This window comes from Micromonospora vulcania (genome assembly GCF_042658605.1).
Classification (GTDB): domain Bacteria; phylum Actinomycetota; class Actinomycetes; order Mycobacteriales; family Micromonosporaceae; genus Micromonospora; species Micromonospora vulcania.
Genome location: NZ_JBHSQS010000016.1, coordinates 94,397 through 110,482, shown reverse-complemented (window position 1 = coordinate 110,482; position 16,086 = coordinate 94,397). Strand labels below are relative to the sequence as shown.

Below are 16,086 nucleotides of genomic sequence, written 5' to 3'. Positions count from 1 at the left end.
CGGTGCACCCCCCATGTTCTCGCGTCCTACGCCCCGACGGTACCCGAACACCCGTACCGGCCCGCCAGGCCACCCTTGGCGATCAAGGTTCGGTGACGAGGGCGTTGCATGGGACCGAATCGGCCTCATAGCGGCTAGTGTTAGGGCAGAACGTTCAAGCCCCCCGGGGAGGTGGGACGTGGCAGCACGCAGCGACGACGCGGACTCGCGCGCCGCACGGTGGGAAAAGGAAGCCCACGATCTCTCCACGCAGGTCGCGTTCCTTCAGGAGGAACTCGCTCTGGTGCGGCGTAAGTTGACCGAAAGCCCCCGACACGTCCGGCAGCTCGAAGAGCGGCTGGCGGCCACCCAGGCACAGTTGGCGCGGCTGACCGAAAACAACGACCGGCTGGTGAGCACCCTCAAGGAGGCTCGCACGCAGATCGTGACGCTCAAGGAGGAGATCGACCGCCTCGCGCAACCGCCGAGTGGTTACGGCGTCTTCCTGGCCAAGCACGACGACGGCACGGTGGACGTCTTCACCGGCGGTCGCAAGCTGCGGGTCGCCGTCTCACCCTCGCTGGACGTGGCCGAACTGCGCCGCGGCCAGGAGGTCCTGCTCAACGACGCGCTCAACATCGTCGACGCGTTCGGCTACGAGCGGGTCGGCGAGGTGGTGATGCTCAAGGAGATCCTGGAGGGGCCGGGCGGCGGGCCGGGTGACCGGGCGCTGGTGGTCTCGCACTCCGACGAGGAGCGCATCGTGCACCTCGCCGAGACGCTCATCGGCTCGACGATCCGTGCCGGGGACTCGCTCATGATCGAGCCCCGCTCGGCGTACGCGTACGAGCGGATCCCCAAGAGCGAGGTCGAGGAGCTGGTCCTGGAGGAGGTGCCCGACGTCGACTACTCCGACATCGGTGGCCTCCAGTCGCAGATCGAGCAGATCCGCGACGCGGTGGAGCTGCCCTTCCTGCACGCGGACCTGTTCCGTGAGCACCAGCTCCGGCCGCCCAAGGGCATCCTGCTCTACGGCCCGCCCGGCTGCGGCAAGACGCTGATCGCCAAGGCGGTGGCCAACTCGCTCGCCAAGAAGATCGCCGAGCGGCAGGGCAAGGAGAAGCACACCAGCTTCTTCCTCAACATCAAGGGCCCGGAGCTGCTCAACAAGTACGTCGGCGAGACCGAGCGGCACATTCGGCTGATCTTCCAGCGAGCCCGGGAGAAGGCCGGCGAGGGCACCCCGGTGATCGTGTTCTTCGACGAGATGGACTCGATCTTCCGGACCCGCGGCTCCGGCGTCTCCTCGGACGTGGAAAACACGATCGTCCCGCAGCTGCTCAGCGAGATCGACGGCGTCGAGGGCCTGGAGAACGTCATCGTCATCGGCGCCTCCAACCGGGAAGACATGATCGACCCGGCGATCCTGCGCCCCGGCCGCCTCGACGTGAAGATCAAGATCGAGCGGCCGGACGCCGAGGCGGCGAAGGACATCTTCTCCAAGTACATCCTCTCCGGGCTGCCCCTGCACCCCGACGACCTGGCCGAGCACGCAGCCGACCCCCAGGCCACCGTCGCGGCGATGATCGACGCCGTGGTGCTACGGATGTACTCGGAGACCGAGGAGAACCGCTTCCTCGAGGTCACCTACGCCAACGGCGACAAGGAAGTCCTCTACTTCAAGGACTTCAACTCCGGCGCGATGATCCAGAACATCGTCGACCGGAGCAAGAAGATGGCCATCAAGGAATTCCTCACCTCCGGCCGCAAGGGCCTGCGCCTGCAGCACCTCCTCGACGCCTGCGTCGACGAGTTCCGGGAGAACGAGGACCTGCCCAACACCACCAACCCCGACGACTGGGCGCGCATCTCCGGCAAGAAGGGCGAACGGATCGTCTACATCCGTACGCTCGTGTCCGGCGGCAAGGGCGCCGAGGCCGGCCGGTCCATCGAGACCGCCAGCAACACCGGCCAGTACCTCTGAACCACAGCTAGCACCACCGGAGCCCGGGACGCGACGCGTCCCGGGCTCCGCCCATCGCACCCGACGCGCCGATGCTCCGACGATCCGCACGCTCTGGCATCGAATCGATACGCTGAGTCGTCTGAGCTCTCCGACCGTCGAGGATTCGCGTGCTGTCCGAACGCACTCGCACCGGCCCGCAGGCGCGGCCGACGATCGCCCCGGACCCCTCGTCGCCCGCCCGCGCGTACCGTCGGCTGCTCGTCGCGCTGAGCGCGGCCTGGCTGGTACCCGCGACGGCGTACCCCCTGCGCCTGGCCTGGCTGCTGCCGCCGCTGATCCTGCTGGCCACGGCCAGCCTGCTGCGCGGCGGGCGTAGCCTGCTCGACCGTCTGTTGCTCGCCCTGCTGTTGCTGGCCGGCGCCACCACCGTGGCCGGTCTGCTCTTCTCGATCTGGCCCTGGGGGCTGCATCCGGTACCGGTCAGCGGCACCGCCCTCACCGTGCTCACCCTCACCGCCGCGGCCACCGGCCGGCGCCCCGCCCTGCCCCGCCCCGGCCGGACCGACCTGCCGCCGGTCGCCGCCACCGCCGCCATCGTCTGCTGGCTCGCCCAGCCCTGGCTGCGCGCCGACAACCTCGCCGGACGGCTCACCCTGCTCGCCCTGGGCGAGGACAACTTCCGCCACGTCGCTCTCGTCGACGCCATCGGCCGGCTGGGCGGGTACGTCTTCCTCGACCCGAGCGCCGCCCGCGAGCACGTCGTCTCCGTCCTCGTCCGGTATCCGCAGGGGTGGCACCTGAGCACCGCGCTGCTCGACGGACACCTCCGCTCGGCCACCGGCACGCCCAGCTTCGACACCTACGCCTGGTGGTGCACGGCGACCCTCGGGCTGCTCGTGCTCACCCTGCTCTGGGCCGCCCACCGGCTCGCCGGGCCGCTGCATCCGCTGCACCAGGGCGTACTGACCGTCGTCGTCGGTGCGCTCGTCCTCGGCAGCCAACTGCCCCGCCTGCTGATCGCCGGCTACCCCAGCGAGGCCATGGGGCTCACCCTCGCCGTCGCGCTGGCCGCCCTGGTCGTCCGCCCGCTGCCCGGCAACCGCGAACAGCTCCTGCTGCTCGGTGCGCTGCTCACCGGCATCGGCATCACCTACTACCTGTTCCTCCCGCCAGCCGGGCTGCTGGTGCTCGGCTGGCTGCTCACGCACCGCCGGGAATTGGCCCGGGTCCGCTGGGCGCTGCTCGCCGTCGGCCTGCCCACCACCCTGCTCGCCCCGCTGCCGCTGCTGCTCGGCGTGCTCGGGGCCAGCCAGACCGGGGCACTGGACGCCGAGGCCGGCCCGGGACTCGTCGCGGAGGCCTGGCGGGTCATGCTCTGGCTCGGCCCGATCGTGCTGCTCGCCCTGCTGGTCCGAGCCCGCCGGACCGACCCGGCCTGGCGCCGGCACCTCGCCGCCACGCTGCTGGCGGTCGGGTTCGCCCTCGCCATCGCCCTGGCCAACAACCGGAACGGCACCCAGCCCGCCTACTACTTCACCAAGAGCGTCCACCTCGTCACCGTGCTGCTGATCGTCGGCACCGCCGCACTGGTTCGGCTGCTGCCCGTCCCGTCCGGCGCCGACCGGCCACACCGGGTCCGGTCCACCGCCGTCGCGACCTTCGCCGCCGCTCTGGCCATGGGCACCGCCGCGGCCCTGTGCGGGCTCACCGGCTGGCAGCGCAGCCTGCTGGTGGTCGACAAGCACAGCTGGACCCGGACCTGGGTCGAGCAGCAGGTCGACCAACCGTCGAGAGTGGCCCAGGTCTGCGCCACCGCGTACCGCCGCCATCCGCCCCAGCCGGGCGTCGTCACGATCGTGCTGGACCGTGGCGGATACCGCGGCTACGTCGAATCGATCTGCCTCTCGGCACTGCAGAACACCACCGCCCAGACCGAGCGCGGCACCTACCTGCCGGAGTTCGAGGAACCCGGCCGCACCGCGACGATCCTGAGCGAGGCACGCGGCCCGATCCGGCTGCTGATCAGCGACCCACTCGCGCAGCGGCGGCTCGACCGCCTGCTGCGAGAATCCCCGCAACTGCGCCCCCGGGTCACCATCGTGCCGATGATCGTCGCGTACTGACCGCGGCTCACGTCCGCATTTGCCCCACGACACCGTGACTCCGGCTGCGGCGGCGTGCCCCCGTCACCGAACTGGCGGACTACGCTCGACGTGACGGGGGCCGGGTCGGGCGAGCGAAGCGGGTAGGTCGATGAGCGTAAGACGGATCATGGGCACCGAGGTCGAGTACGGCATCTCCGTGCCCGGCCAGGCCGGAGCCAACCCGATGGTGACCTCGTCCCAGGTGGTCAACGCCTACGGGGCCCGCCCCGAGCTCAATCGGGGCGGCCGGGCCCGGTGGGACTACGAGGAGGAGTCGCCGCTGCGCGACGCCCGAGGCTTCACCTACTCCGGGGCCGCCTACGACCCCGCCGAGGCCCTGGCCGATGAGGACCTCGGCCTGGCCAACGTGATACTCACCAACGGAGCACGGCTCTACGTCGACCACGCGCACCCCGAATACTCCACTCCCGAGGTCACCACCCCGCGCGACATCGTGCGTTGGGACAAGGCCGGCGAGCGGGTGATGGCCGAGGCGTCCCGGCGGGCCGCCACCATCCCCGGCACCCAGCCGATCCACCTCTACAAGAACAACACCGACAACAAGGGCGCCAGCTACGGCGCGCACGAGAACTACCTGATGCGCCGGCAGACGCCGTTCGCCGACATCGTGGCGTACCTGACGCCGTTCTTCGTCACCCGCCAGATCGTCTGCGGCGCCGGCCGGGTCGGCATCGGGCAGGACGGCGGCCAGAGCGGCTTCCAGATCTCGCAGCGCGCCGACTTCTTCGAGGTCGAGGTGGGCCTGGAGACCACCCTCAAGCGGCCGATCATCAACACCCGCGACGAGCCGCACGCGGACGCCGACAAATACCGCCGGCTGCACGTCATCATCGGCGACGCCAACCTCTCCGAGATCTCCACCTACCTGAAGGTCGGCACCACCGCGCTGATCCTCACCATGATCGAGGAGAAGGCGCTCGGCGCCGACCTGGGCATCGCCGACCCGGTCAACGAGTTGCGCGCGGTCAGCCACGACCCGTCGCTGGCGCACCTGATGCGGCTGCGCGACGGTCGCCGTCTCACCGCACTGGATCTGCAGTGGGCATACCTGGAGCGGGTCCGGTCCTTTGTCGACGACCGGTACGGCACCGACGTCGACGAGCAGACCAGCGACGTGCTCGACCGGTGGGAGAGCGTGCTGGACCGGCTCGGCCGTGACCCGATGCTCTGCGCCGACGAGCTGGACTGGGTGGCCAAGCTGCGTCTGCTGGAGGGCTACCGGGACCGCGAGAAGCTCGGCTGGGGCTCGCACAAGCTCCAACTGGTCGACCTGCAGTATTCCGACGTCCGGCCGGAGAAGGGCCTCTACCACCGGCTGGTGTCCCGGGGGGCGATGAAGACGCTGCTCACCGACGAGGAGACCCGCAGCGCGATGACCGAGCCCCCGGAGGACACCCGCGCCTACTTCCGTGGCCGCTGCCTGGCCCAGTACGCCTCCGAGGTGGTCGCCGCGAGCTGGGACTCGGTGATCTTCGACGTCGGCCGGGAGTCGCTGGTCCGGGTGCCGATGATGGAACCGGAGCGGGGCACCCGCGCGCACGTCGGGGCGTTGTTCGACCGCTGCGCCAGCGCCAAGGACCTGTTGGAGACGTTGACCGGCGGCTGAACCCGTGTCCGGATGCCCGTCGGGTGCCGCCAGCCGGCGCGCGGCGGGCTTTTCGTCGCCCGCGCGAGGTAAGTTCATCGCAGACGATCGTGGAGGAGACAGCCATGGCCACTCATGACAGCGGCGGCCAGTCGCAGTCCGGCAAGTCCCGGCAGAGCGAGGACATCGAGGACGTCACCACCGAGGCCAACCCCGAGGTGGCCGAGCGGCACGCCGAGATCACCGAGGACGTCGACGACCTGCTCGACGAGATCGACTCCGTTCTCGAGGAGAACGCGGAAGAGTTCGTGAGGGGTTACGTGCAAAAAGGGGGAGAATAGGGCTTATGTCCGGTTTGGCCGGGCAGTCGGACAAGATGTGCCCGCAGTGTAAGCGGGTGCTGGCTCCGACGGAGTTTCACCGTGACCGTCGGCGAGTGGATGGGCTCGCCTTCTATTGCAAGGCGTGTGCCGCTGTGCGGTCGGCGGCGAGCCGCCGCAAGCGTGGCATGGCGCCGAAGCGGAGATCCGCCGTGCCCGTGGCAGAGGGTCTCAAGTGGTGTCCGGACTGCGATCAGATCAAGCCGCTGGCCGATTTCCCCACCACCAGGACAAAGGCGAGTGGCCGGCACAGCTACTGCAAACCCTGCCATAATGCCCGGGGCAAGGAGACCGCGCAGCGGCTCTACGGCGGAACTCGCGAGTACCACCTGCGGCAGCGGTACGGCGTTGGGGAGAAGGAGTTTCAGGAGCTCCTGGCCGAGCAGGGCGGGGTCTGCGCGATCTGCGGCGGTGCGGACCCGCAACATCTGGACCACGATCATCGCACCGGGTGGGTGCGCGGGATACTCTGCTTCAACTGCAACGGTGGTCTTGGCCAGTTCCGTGACAGTCCCACGAGGCTGGCCAGGGCGATCACGTACCTGAGAGGAACCACGTGGCAGCGGGCTTTGATCCATCCGGGCGTCTACCAGATGTGTTCACCAACGCGGGGACGTCCTCCTTCACCACGTTCCTGAGCCGGGTGGCACCCGAGATGCTGCCCGGTCGACGGCCGCTGCCGCCGGGCATGGCCGCCGACCTGGCGCCGCACGCGACCACCATCGTGGCCATCTCGGCCGCCGGTGGCGTGGTGATGGCCGGCGACCGGCGGGCCACCATGGGCAACCTGATCGCCCAGCGCGACATCGAGAAGGTGCATCCGGCCGACGCGTACTCGCTGGTCGGCATCGCCGGCACCGCGGGCATCGGGATCGAGCTGATGCGACTGTTCCAGGTGGAGCTGGAGCACTACGAGAAGATCGAGGGCGCGATGCTCTCGCTGGACGGTAAGGCCAACCGGTTGGCCTCGATGATCCGGGGCAACCTGGGCGCCGCGATGCAGGGGCTGGCCGTGGTGCCGCTCTTCGCCGGGTTCGACCTGGCCGCCGCCGACCCGACACGGGCTGGCCGGATCTTCAGCTTCGACGTGACCGGCGGCCCGTACGAGGAGACCGGCTACGACGCGATCGGCTCCGGCTCGCTGTTCGCGAAGTCGGCGCTGAAGAAGCGCTTCCGGGCGGGTCTGTCCGTCGACGACGCGACCCGGCTCGCGGTCGAGGCGCTCTACGACGCCGCCGACGACGACACCGCGACCGGCGGCCCGGACCTGACCCGCCGGATCTACCCGGTGGTGATGACGGCGACCGCCGAGGGCACCCGCCGGCTGACCGACGCCGAGACGGCGGCGATCGCCGAGGGCGTGGTCGCCGGCCGGATGGAGAACCCGGGCGGTTAGGCCCCGTCCACCCCCACCAGTCAGCAGTCGTCAGCACAGCGCCGTAAGGAGAACCGCCGCCGTGGCCATGCAGTTCTACGCCTCGCCCGAACAGATCATGCGCGATCGCTCCGAGCTGGCCCGCAAGGGCATCGCCCGGGGCCGCAGCGCGGTGGTCCTGAGCTACTCCGGCGGCGTGCTCTTCGTCGCGGAGAACCTCTCCAGCGCCCTGCACAAGGTCAGCGAGATCTACGACCGGATCGGGTTCGCCGCCGTTGGCCGATACAACGAGTTCGAGAACCTGCGTCGGGCCGGCGTACGGATGGCCGACCTGAACGGGCTCAGCTACGACCGGCGGGACGTCACCGGCCGGGCGTTGGCGAACGCGTTCGCGCAGACCCTCGGCGCGATCTTCACCGAGCAGTCGAAGCCGTTCGAGGTGGAGATCTGCGTGGCGGAGGTCGGTGCCACCCCCGATGACGACGAGCTCTACCGGCTCACGTACGACGGCTCGGTCAACGACGAGCCGGGGCGGATGGCGATGGGTGGTCAGGCCGAGGCGATCACCGGGGTGCTGAAGTCGCAGCATCGGGCGGACATGTCCCTCGCCGAGGCTGCCCGGGTGGCGGTGCAGGCGTTGAGCACGGTCGGCGGGGAGGGCGGCGCCGCTCGGACGATCGCCGCCAACCAGCTCGAGGTGGCGGTGCTGGACCGCCAGCGGATCGGGCGTACGTTCCGCCGGATCACCGGCGCGGCGCTGACCGCGTTGCTCGACGGGGACGTGTCGGCCGCCGAGCAGCCGGCGGAGGCGGGCGGCCCGGACACGCCGGCGCAGCCGACCACCGAGGCGCACAAGCCGACGACGTCGGCGGGGTCGGCCGACCTGGAGGACAAGCCGGCGGACGGCCAGTAACACCGGGCAGGCGACGGCGGGGGCCGGTGTTGCCCGGCCACCCGCCGTCGCGCCGTGAACGGGGTGGCGAGCGCCCTCAGGTGGTCAGTACCGCTTGAGCAGTGGCTTGGCCAGGGTCCAGTAGCCCCCGGCCAGCACGTTGAAGACGCCGAGCCCGGGTGCGGCGACGTTGGACGGGGCGAGCCGGCCGGTCATCAGCTCGGCGATGACGCCGTCGGGCACTCGGCGTTCGGCCTGGAGCTGCCGGCGGCGCGTACGCAGCCAACCCCGGTGCTGCCACAGCCAGCGCCACCCGTGGACCTTCTGCCGGGCCCAGCCGCCGGTCAGTGCGGTGGCGAGCATGGCGGCCTCGGTGAGGAGCAGGCCCGGGGCGAGGACCAGCAGCGTGCGCGTCTGGTAGGTGGTGAGCAGCGTGGCCAGCCGGTTGCGTTCCACCAGGTAGAGCTTGAGCGTGTTGCGGGAGAACTCGTAGTGGTGGCGTACGACCGCGTCCGGCACGTACTCCAGTCGCAGGCCGCGTTGGCGTAGCCGCAGGCTCAGTTCGGTGTCCTCGTGGTAGGCGAAGTACTCGGCGGCGAAGCCGTCGAGCGCCTGCCAGAGCTGCCGTTCGATGACGAAGCAGCAGCCGCTGAGTGACGGTACGGAGCGCCGGCGGGAGTGCGCGGTGGCCGGCTCGCCGTTGCCCCCCGCCCAGGACAGGCCGCTGAAGTGCAGCGGGTTGCCGGCCGTGTTGATCAGGTCGGGTCGGTCGGCCAGCCGGATGGACGCCATGGCGGCGCCGACGCCGTCCTCGGCGGCCACCGCGGCGGTCTTGGCCAACGCGTCGGGTGCCACGATCGCGTCGGAGTTGACGAAGGCGAGCCAGTCCCCGGTGGCCTCGGCGGCACCGAGGGCACAGCCGCCGGAGTAGCCGGTGTTGCGGTCGGGGCGGAGCACCCGAACCCCGGACAGGCCCTTGACGACGTCGATCCCGTCGCCGGTGCAGCCGTTGTCGACGACGATCAACTCGGCCGTCACGTCGGTGCTGGCGAGCACGGCCTGTGCGGCGTCGACGAGGTACGGTTCGGCGCCGTACGCCAGCATGACGACGGTGATCCGAGGTGGTGCCATGGTCAGGTCCCTCCGGGTACTCCAGGCATGACGGCCTCGAGGGGAGGGGCCTTGACAGGGGTCGTGCGAGGGGTGCGGGTGCGCAGCAGGATCGCCATGACGGCGGCCACCACGACCGAGCCGATGGCGTAGCCGAGCTCGACGCGCAGCGCGGTGGTGACCGGGGCGAACGTTGCGGCGACGAGCGCGGCCACGCCGATGGCCCAGGCGAGCGCCTGTGCCCGGTGCCGGTCGAGGGCGAGCAGCGCCTGGCCGAGCACCATCGCCCAGAGGTAGGCGAGGGTGGCGACCGCGAGCCAGGCGAAGTCACCGTGGCCGAGGACAGCCGGCGCGTCGAAGAGGGTCTGCACCAGCCAGGGGCCGAGCAGTACGGCGAGCACGGCGCCGGTGAGGCCGAGCGCGCTGACCACGCCCAGTGCCCGGCGCAGCAGGCTGTGGAAGCCGGCGTGGTCGCCGGTGGTGGCCGTGGTGGCCAGGCCGGGCAGCAGGGACGCCTGCAGCGAGGCGAACACGAACAGCGGGATCCGGACCAGGACCAGTGCGGAGAGCAGCGCCCCGGCGGTCGCCACGTCGGACGGGGCGAGCACCCGAACGTTGATCACACCGATGTTGACCACGACCTGGGAGAGCAGGCTGGACACGGTGAGCAGGCCGAGGCCGCGCAGCAGCGGCGCCCAGGCCACGGGTACGCCGCCGCCCACCGCGCGCAGCACCGGTGGGGCGGTGACGGCCACCCCGATCAGCGGTGCGGCGACCAGCACCGCGCCGTACCAGACGGGGGAGGTGACGCCGGTCAGACCGAGCAGGGCGACCAGGGCGATCCGGAGCCCGCCGTCGACGCCGAGCTGGGTGCCGTACCAGGGGAACAGTTGCAGGCCGGAGAGCACACCGCGGGTGGTGTGCGCGACGGCGAGCGCCGCGAGCGCGCCGATCAGCACCGCGACCATGCTGCCGTCGCCGGCGAAGAGCCGGTCGGCGAGCGGTTCCCGGGCGGCGATGATCAGCGCGACCATGGCGGCGAGCAGGCCGGCGGCCAGGTCGGCGCCCCGGGCCAGCACGTGCCCGTGCGGCAGGCCCTGGCTGTGCCGGCCGGCGACGATCCGGGCGACCTCCTGCTCGACCGGCATGAACAGGCCGATGCCGAGGGTGAAGACGATCGACCACAGCACCGAGAGGGACGAGTAGTCCGCCTCGGTGAGGCTGTGGCCGGCGACGGCCAGGTGTACGTAGGAGGCGAGCCCCAGCAGGGCCAGGCCGGCGCCGACGGCGACGGTGCCCGGTGGGACCAGACTCAGTAGCCGCCGGATCACCGGCGAATGAGCGCCAACGTGAGTACGGCGAAGGCGCGGCCGAGATAGAGCATCGCCTTGGCCGGGGAGTGGCTGGGGGTGCCGGCCATCCGCTTGCGCATGGCCACCGGCACCTGGCGGATGGTGTAGCCGCGGCGGGCGGTGTGCACCAGCGTCTCCACGGTGTCGCCGAGGTATTCCACCGGGTACCAGGTCGCGAACATGTCGATGACCCGGCGGTTGGCGGCCCGGAACCCGGAGGTCGTGTCGGTGAGCTTGGTGCGCGCGACGCGGGACAGCACGCCGGAGAGCATCACCATGGCCCAGCGGCGGGGGCCGCGCACCATGTAGTCGCCCTCGCCGGCGAACCGGGCGCCGATCACCAGGTCGGTCTCGTCGAGCAGGTCGACGAGCTTGGGCACGTACCGGGGGTCGTGCTGACCGTCCGCGTCGATCTGGATCGCCACGTCGTAGTCGTGGTCCCGGGCGTACCGGTAGCCGAGCCGCATGGCGCCGCCGACGCCGAGGTTGTAGGGCAGCTTGGCGACCCGGGCACCGGCGGCGACGGCGACGGCGGCGGTGCGGTCGGTGGAGCCGTCGTCGACCACGAGGACGTCGATGCCGGGCAGCTCGCCGCGAACCTCGCGGACCACGTCGGCGATCGAGCCGGACTCGTTGAGCGCCGGAATGATGATCAGAACCCGCTTGCCGTTAACCATCGCTGGACACCAGTTCGTCTCGGGCCGCCCGGTCCGCGTCGATCTCGGCGCGGAGCAGGGCGAAGTCTTCGGCCAGGGTGCGGGTCTCTTCTTCCAGGGCGCTGACCTCCCAGCTGAGGTGCACGCAGACCAGCAGCAGGAAGACGATGCCGAGGAAGAGCACGAGGCTCACGCCGGAGGCGACGCCGAGCAGTTCGGCGACGTTGTCCAGCAGGCGGGGGAAGAGGGACAGCGGGATGACGATCACCAGGACGCCGAGCCAGAGCATGCCGTACTTCTCGCGCAGCTGCCGGCGGCGCAGCAGCTCCACGATCGTGGCCAGCAATATCAGGCCGGTCAAGCCGGTGACGAGGGTGAGCTTCATGCGACCTTCCACGGGGCGGGTGGAGCGGCGGAGGCGAACGCGGCGGCCAGGGTGGTGTGCCAGCCCACAAGGGGTGACAGACCCGCGGCGGCCCAACGGCCGTGCCCTAGCACACTGTACGCCGGTCGGGGGACGAACCGGGGGAAGCGGTCACTGCTACTCGGCGGGGCCGGCCTTCAATGGCTCCCACCAGGCGCGGTTGTCGCGGTACCACTGCACGGTCCGCGCCAGGCCGTCGACGAGGTCGATGCTCGGGGCGTACCCCAGCTCCTCGTTGATCTTGGTGATCGCCAGCGAGTAGCGGCGGTCGTGGCCCTTGCGGTCGGCGACCGGGACGACCCGGTCCCAGTCGGCGCCGCACGCCTCCAGCAGGCGGCCGGTGAGCTCCTTGTTGGTCAGCTCGGTGCCGCCGCCGATGTTGTACACCTCACCGGCGCGGCCCTTCTGCTGCACCAGCGCGATGCCCCGGCAGTGGTCGTGCACGTGCAGCCAGTCCCGGATGTTGCCGCCGTCGCCGTAGAGCGGGACCGTGCCGCCGTCGAGCAGGTTGGTGACGAACAGCGGGATGACCTTCTCCGGGAACTGGTACGGCCCGTAGTTGTTCGAGCAGCGGGTCACCACCACGTCCATGCCGTGGGTGCGGTGGTAGGCCAGCGCGAGCAGGTCGGAGCCGGCCTTCGAGGCCGAGTACGGGGAGTTCGGGGCCAGCGGCCAGGTCTCCGTCCAGGAGCCCTCGTCGATCGAGCCGTAGACCTCGTCGGTGGAGACGTGCACGAAGCGGCCGGTGCCGTGCCGCAGCGCGGCGTCCAGCAGCGTCTGGGTGCCCAGCACGTTGGTCGTGACGAACGGCGCGGCGCCGGCGATCGACCGGTCGACGTGCGACTCGGCGGCGAAGTGCACGATCACGTCGTGACCGGCGACAACCTCGTCGACCACGGCCGGGTCGCAGATGTCGCCCCGCACGATCTCCAACCGCGGGTCGGCGCGCACCGGCTCGAGATTGGCCAGGTTGCCCGAGTAGGTCAGCTTGTCGAGCACGGTCACGCCGGTGGGCTCGATCGGGGGCACGCCCGACGAACTGCCACCCGGCACGCCCAGCAGCATGCGGACGTACTCCGAACCGATGAATCCGGCACCGCCGGTGACGAGGATCCTCACGGGTCCAGGAGTGTACGCGAACCGGCGGCACGACCGTCGAACGGCGACCGCTGACATGCCGGACGCTCGGGTGCGGCTAAGCTCCCCGGGTGCGTGGAATCCTACTCGCTGGCGGCACCGGCTCCCGGCTCTGGCCGATCACCCGGGCGGTCTCCAAGCAGCTGATGCCGGTCTTCGACAAGCCGATGATCTACTACCCGCTCTCCACCCTGGTGATGTCCGGGGTGCGGGAGATCCTGGTGATCACCACTCCGGAGGACCAGGACCAGTTCCGTCGCCTGCTCGGCGACGGGAGCCAGTTCGGCCTGCGGCTGGAGTACGTCACGCAGGCCCGACCCGAGGGCATCGCACAGGCGTTCGTGCTGGGCGCGGACTTCATCGGCGACGACTCGGTGGCGCTGATCCTGGGCGACAACATCTTCCACGGCGTCGGGCTGGGCCGGCAGTTGGCCGCCCACGGCGACCTGGTCGGCGGCCGGGTGTTCGCGTACCCGGTGGCCAACCCGCAGGAGTACGGCGTGGTCGACTTCGACGCCGACGGACGGGTGCTGTCGATCGAGGAGAAGCCGGCCCGGCCGAAGTCCCGGTACGCGGTGCCCGGCCTGTACTTCTATGACAACCGGGTGGTGGACATCGCCGGCAAGCTCACCCCCAGCGCCCGGGGCGAGTTGGAGATCACCGCGGTCAACGAGGCGTACCGGGAGACCGGTGAGCTGTCCGTGACCGTGCTGGACCGGGGTACCGCCTGGCTGGACACCGGCACCTTCGCCTCGATGATGCAGGCCGGCGAGTTCGTCCGGGTGATCGAGGAGCGGCAGGGCCTCAAGATCGGCTGTGTCGAGGAGGTGGCCTGGCGGGCCGGCCTGATCGACGACGCGCAGCTGCGCGCCCTGGCCGAGCCACTGACCAAGAGCGGCTACGGCGACTACCTGTTCGGCCTGCTGGCCGAGAAGCACGGCACGCAGGTGGGTCGATGAAGATCCGCGAGCTGGGCATCGAGGGCGCCTGGGAGATCACGCCGCAGCAGCACGGCGACCCGCGCGGCATGTTCATGGAGTGGTACCGCTTCGACAAGCTCGCCGAGGTGGTCGGGCACCCGCTGCGGCTGGCCCAGGCCAACCTGTCGGTCTCCGCGCGTGGGGTGGTGCGCGGCATCCACTTCGCCGACGTCCCGCCCGGGCAGGCCAAGTACGTCACCTGCGTGCAGGGCGCGGTGCTCGACGTGGTGGTGGACCTGCGGGTGGGCTCGCCCACGTTCGGCCGGTGGGAGGGCGTCCGGCTGGACGACACCGACCGCCGGGCGGTCTATCTCAGCGAGGGCCTCGGGCACGGGTTCTGCGCGCTGACCGACGACGCCACGCTGAGCTACCTCTGCTCGGCCACGTACAACCCGACCGGCGAGCACGCGGTGCACCCGTTGGACGAGGAACTGGGCATCGAGTGGCCGGCGGACGTACCGCTGCTGTCGGCCCGCGACGACGCGGCGCCGACGCTGGCGCAGGCCCGCGAACAAGGGCTGCTGCCGCGGTACGACAGCTGCCAGCGGTTCGTGGCGAGCATCGGGACGGACGGAATGTCGCACTCAGCCGGTATGTGACCGTACCCGGGGCACGACCTGTGGTGTGACAGTGACGAACCGGGCCTCCGGGCGGCTAATGTCACATCATGGAGCGGCGAATCTTCGGCCTCGAGACCGAGTACGGCGTCACCTGCACCTATCGCGGGCAGCGGCGGCTGTCCCCGGACGAGGTCGCGCGGTATCTGTTCCGGCGCGTGGTGTCCTGGGGCCGGTCGAGCAATGTCTTCCTGCGTAACGGGGCCCGGCTCTACCTGGATGTCGGGTCGCACCCGGAGTACGCCACGCCGGAGTGCGACTCGGTGACCGACCTGGTCGCCCACGACCGGGCCGGCGAGCGGATCCTGGAGGGCCTGCTCGTCGACGCGGAGAAGCGGCTGCACGACGAGGGCATCGCGGGTGAGATCTACCTGTTCAAGAACAACACCGACTCGGCCGGCAACTCGTACGGCTGCCACGAAAACTATCTGGTCTCCCGGCACGGCGAGTTCGGGCGACTCGCCGACGTGCTCATCCCGTTCCTGGTCACCCGGCAGTTGATCTGCGGGGCCGGCAAGGTCCTGCAGACCCCACGCGGCGCGGTCTACTGCCTGTCGCAGCGCGCCGAGCACATCTGGGAGGGCGTCTCCTCGGCGACCACCCGCAGCCGCCCGATCATCAACACCCGCGACGAGCCGCACGCCGACGCCGAGCGCTACCGGCGGCTGCACGTGATCGTGGGCGACTCCAACATGAACGAGGTCACCACGCTGCTCAAGGTCGGCACGGCCGACATCGTGCTGCGGATGATCGAGGCCGGGGTGGTGATGCGCGACCTGTCGCTGGAGAACCCGATCCGGGCGATCCGGGAGGTGTCGCACGACATCACCGGCCGCCGCAAGGTCCGGTTGGCCTCCGGCAAGGAGGTCAGCGCGCTGGACATCCAGCAGGAATACCTGGCCAAGGCCACCGAGTTCGTCGAGCGGCGCGGCGGCGACCAGGCCGCCAAGCGGGTGGTCGAGCTGTGGGGCCGGGTGCTCAACGCGGTCGAGACGGGCGACCTGGAGCCGGTCTCCCGGGAGATCGACTGGGTCAGCAAGCTGCGGCTCATCGAGCGCTACCAGCGCAAGCACGATCTGCCGCTGTCGCACCCCCGGGTGGCGCAGATGGACCTGGCCTACCACGACGTGCGCCGCGGTCGCGGCCTCTACGGGCTACTGGAGCGCCGGGGCGAGGTGGACCGGGTGGCCACCGACCCGGAGATCTTCGAGGCCAAGGAGACCCCGCCGCAGACCACCCGGGCCCGGCTGCGGGGCGAGTTCATCCGGCACGCCCAGGAGAAGCGGCGGGACTTCACCGTCGACTGGGTGCACCTCAAGCTCAACGACCAGGCGCAGCGCACCGTGCTCTGCAAGGACCCGTTCCGGGCGTACGACGAGCGGGTCGAGCGGTTGATCGCCAGCATGTGACGGGTGTGGTCGGCTCCGGCGGTGGTGTCCGCCGACGGGGCCGACCGGCCCGGTAGGCT

Annotated in this window: 15 protein-coding genes; 10 read left to right on the top strand and 5 right to left on the bottom strand. The window is 70.6% G+C overall.

What is annotated here, in order from left to right; all coding sequences use genetic code 11:
• Positions 1-178 precede the first annotated feature (178 nt).
• From arc to prcA, 7 genes are all read left to right on the top strand, one after another.
• Positions 179-1,963 carry a proteasome ATPase gene (gene arc, locus ACFQGL_RS24005; protein WP_377514632.1) on the top strand — a complete coding sequence of 595 codons (1,785 nt, stop codon included), beginning with the start codon at positions 179-181 and terminating at the stop codon, positions 1,961-1,963.
• 149 nt (positions 1,964-2,112) lie between these two features.
• Positions 2,113-4,068 (top strand): hypothetical protein, encoded by a 1,956-nt coding sequence (locus ACFQGL_RS24000; protein ID WP_377514631.1) that lies wholly within the window; start codon positions 2,113-2,115, stop codon positions 4,066-4,068.
• A 130-nt stretch (positions 4,069-4,198) separates the two neighbouring features.
• Positions 4,199-5,716: a depupylase/deamidase Dop gene (gene dop / locus ACFQGL_RS23995; RefSeq protein WP_377514630.1), complete on the top strand. Its 1,518-nt coding sequence runs from the start codon at positions 4,199-4,201 to the stop codon at positions 5,714-5,716.
• A 104-nt stretch (positions 5,717-5,820) separates the two neighbouring features.
• Positions 5,821-6,036, top strand: a complete 216-nt coding sequence (locus ACFQGL_RS23990) for a ubiquitin-like protein Pup (protein ID WP_377514628.1) — start codon at positions 5,821-5,823, stop codon at positions 6,034-6,036.
• A gap of 5 nt (positions 6,037-6,041) precedes the next feature.
• Positions 6,042-6,713, top strand: coding sequence for an endonuclease VII domain-containing protein (locus ACFQGL_RS23985; protein WP_377514627.1), 672 nt, complete (start codon positions 6,042-6,044; stop codon positions 6,711-6,713).
• Positions 6,632-7,471 (top strand): proteasome subunit beta, encoded by an 840-nt coding sequence (gene prcB / locus ACFQGL_RS23980; protein ID WP_278139398.1) that lies wholly within the window; start codon positions 6,632-6,634, stop codon positions 7,469-7,471. The genes ACFQGL_RS23985 and prcB overlap by 82 nt, the downstream gene beginning before the upstream one ends.
• A gap of 61 nt (positions 7,472-7,532) precedes the next feature.
• The gene (gene prcA / locus ACFQGL_RS23975; RefSeq protein WP_377514626.1) at positions 7,533-8,363 is read left to right on the top strand and encodes a proteasome subunit alpha; all 831 of its coding nucleotides are present in this window, start codon (positions 7,533-7,535) and stop codon (positions 8,361-8,363) included.
• 84 nt (positions 8,364-8,447) lie between these two features.
• Here the strand turns inward: prcA and ACFQGL_RS23970 are convergent, their stop codons facing one another.
• The 5 genes from ACFQGL_RS23970 to rfbB form a co-directional block, all read right to left on the bottom strand.
• A complete protein-coding gene (locus ACFQGL_RS23970) occupies positions 8,448-9,473 on the bottom strand; it encodes a glycosyltransferase family 2 protein (RefSeq protein WP_377514624.1) in 1,026 nt (341 codons plus the stop codon).
• A gap of 2 nt (positions 9,474-9,475) precedes the next feature.
• Complete coding sequence (locus ACFQGL_RS23965; RefSeq protein ID WP_377514623.1) at positions 9,476-10,783, bottom strand: lipopolysaccharide biosynthesis protein; 1,308 nt, start codon at positions 10,781-10,783, stop codon at positions 9,476-9,478.
• Entirely contained in the window at positions 10,780-11,481 is a 702-nt protein-coding gene (locus tag ACFQGL_RS23960; protein WP_377514622.1) for a glycosyltransferase family 2 protein, read from the bottom strand. The genes ACFQGL_RS23965 and ACFQGL_RS23960 overlap by 4 nt, the downstream gene beginning before the upstream one ends.
• Positions 11,474-11,845, bottom strand: coding sequence for a DUF2304 domain-containing protein (locus ACFQGL_RS23955; protein WP_377514621.1), 372 nt, complete (start codon positions 11,843-11,845; stop codon positions 11,474-11,476). Before ACFQGL_RS23955 ends, ACFQGL_RS23960 begins: the two co-directional genes overlap by 8 nt.
• A gap of 156 nt (positions 11,846-12,001) precedes the next feature.
• Positions 12,002-13,003: a dTDP-glucose 4,6-dehydratase gene (rfbB, locus tag ACFQGL_RS23950; RefSeq protein WP_377514620.1), complete on the bottom strand. Its 1,002-nt coding sequence runs from the start codon at positions 13,001-13,003 to the stop codon at positions 12,002-12,004.
• Between the two features lie 89 nt (positions 13,004-13,092).
• Between rfbB and rfbA the strand changes: the two genes are divergently transcribed.
• From rfbA to pafA, 3 genes are all read left to right on the top strand, one after another.
• Positions 13,093-13,980, top strand: a complete 888-nt coding sequence (rfbA, locus tag ACFQGL_RS23945) for a glucose-1-phosphate thymidylyltransferase RfbA (RefSeq protein ID WP_377514618.1) — start codon at positions 13,093-13,095, stop codon at positions 13,978-13,980.
• Positions 13,977-14,600 carry a dTDP-4-dehydrorhamnose 3,5-epimerase gene (rfbC, locus tag ACFQGL_RS23940; RefSeq protein ID WP_377514617.1) on the top strand — a complete coding sequence of 208 codons (624 nt, stop codon included), beginning with the start codon at positions 13,977-13,979 and terminating at the stop codon, positions 14,598-14,600. Before rfbA ends, rfbC begins: the two co-directional genes overlap by 4 nt.
• Positions 14,601-14,668: 68 nt before the next feature.
• Positions 14,669-16,027 carry a Pup--protein ligase gene (gene pafA, locus ACFQGL_RS23935; protein ID WP_074309747.1) on the top strand — a complete coding sequence of 453 codons (1,359 nt, stop codon included), beginning with the start codon at positions 14,669-14,671 and terminating at the stop codon, positions 16,025-16,027.
• Positions 16,028-16,086: the final 59 nt, after the last annotated feature.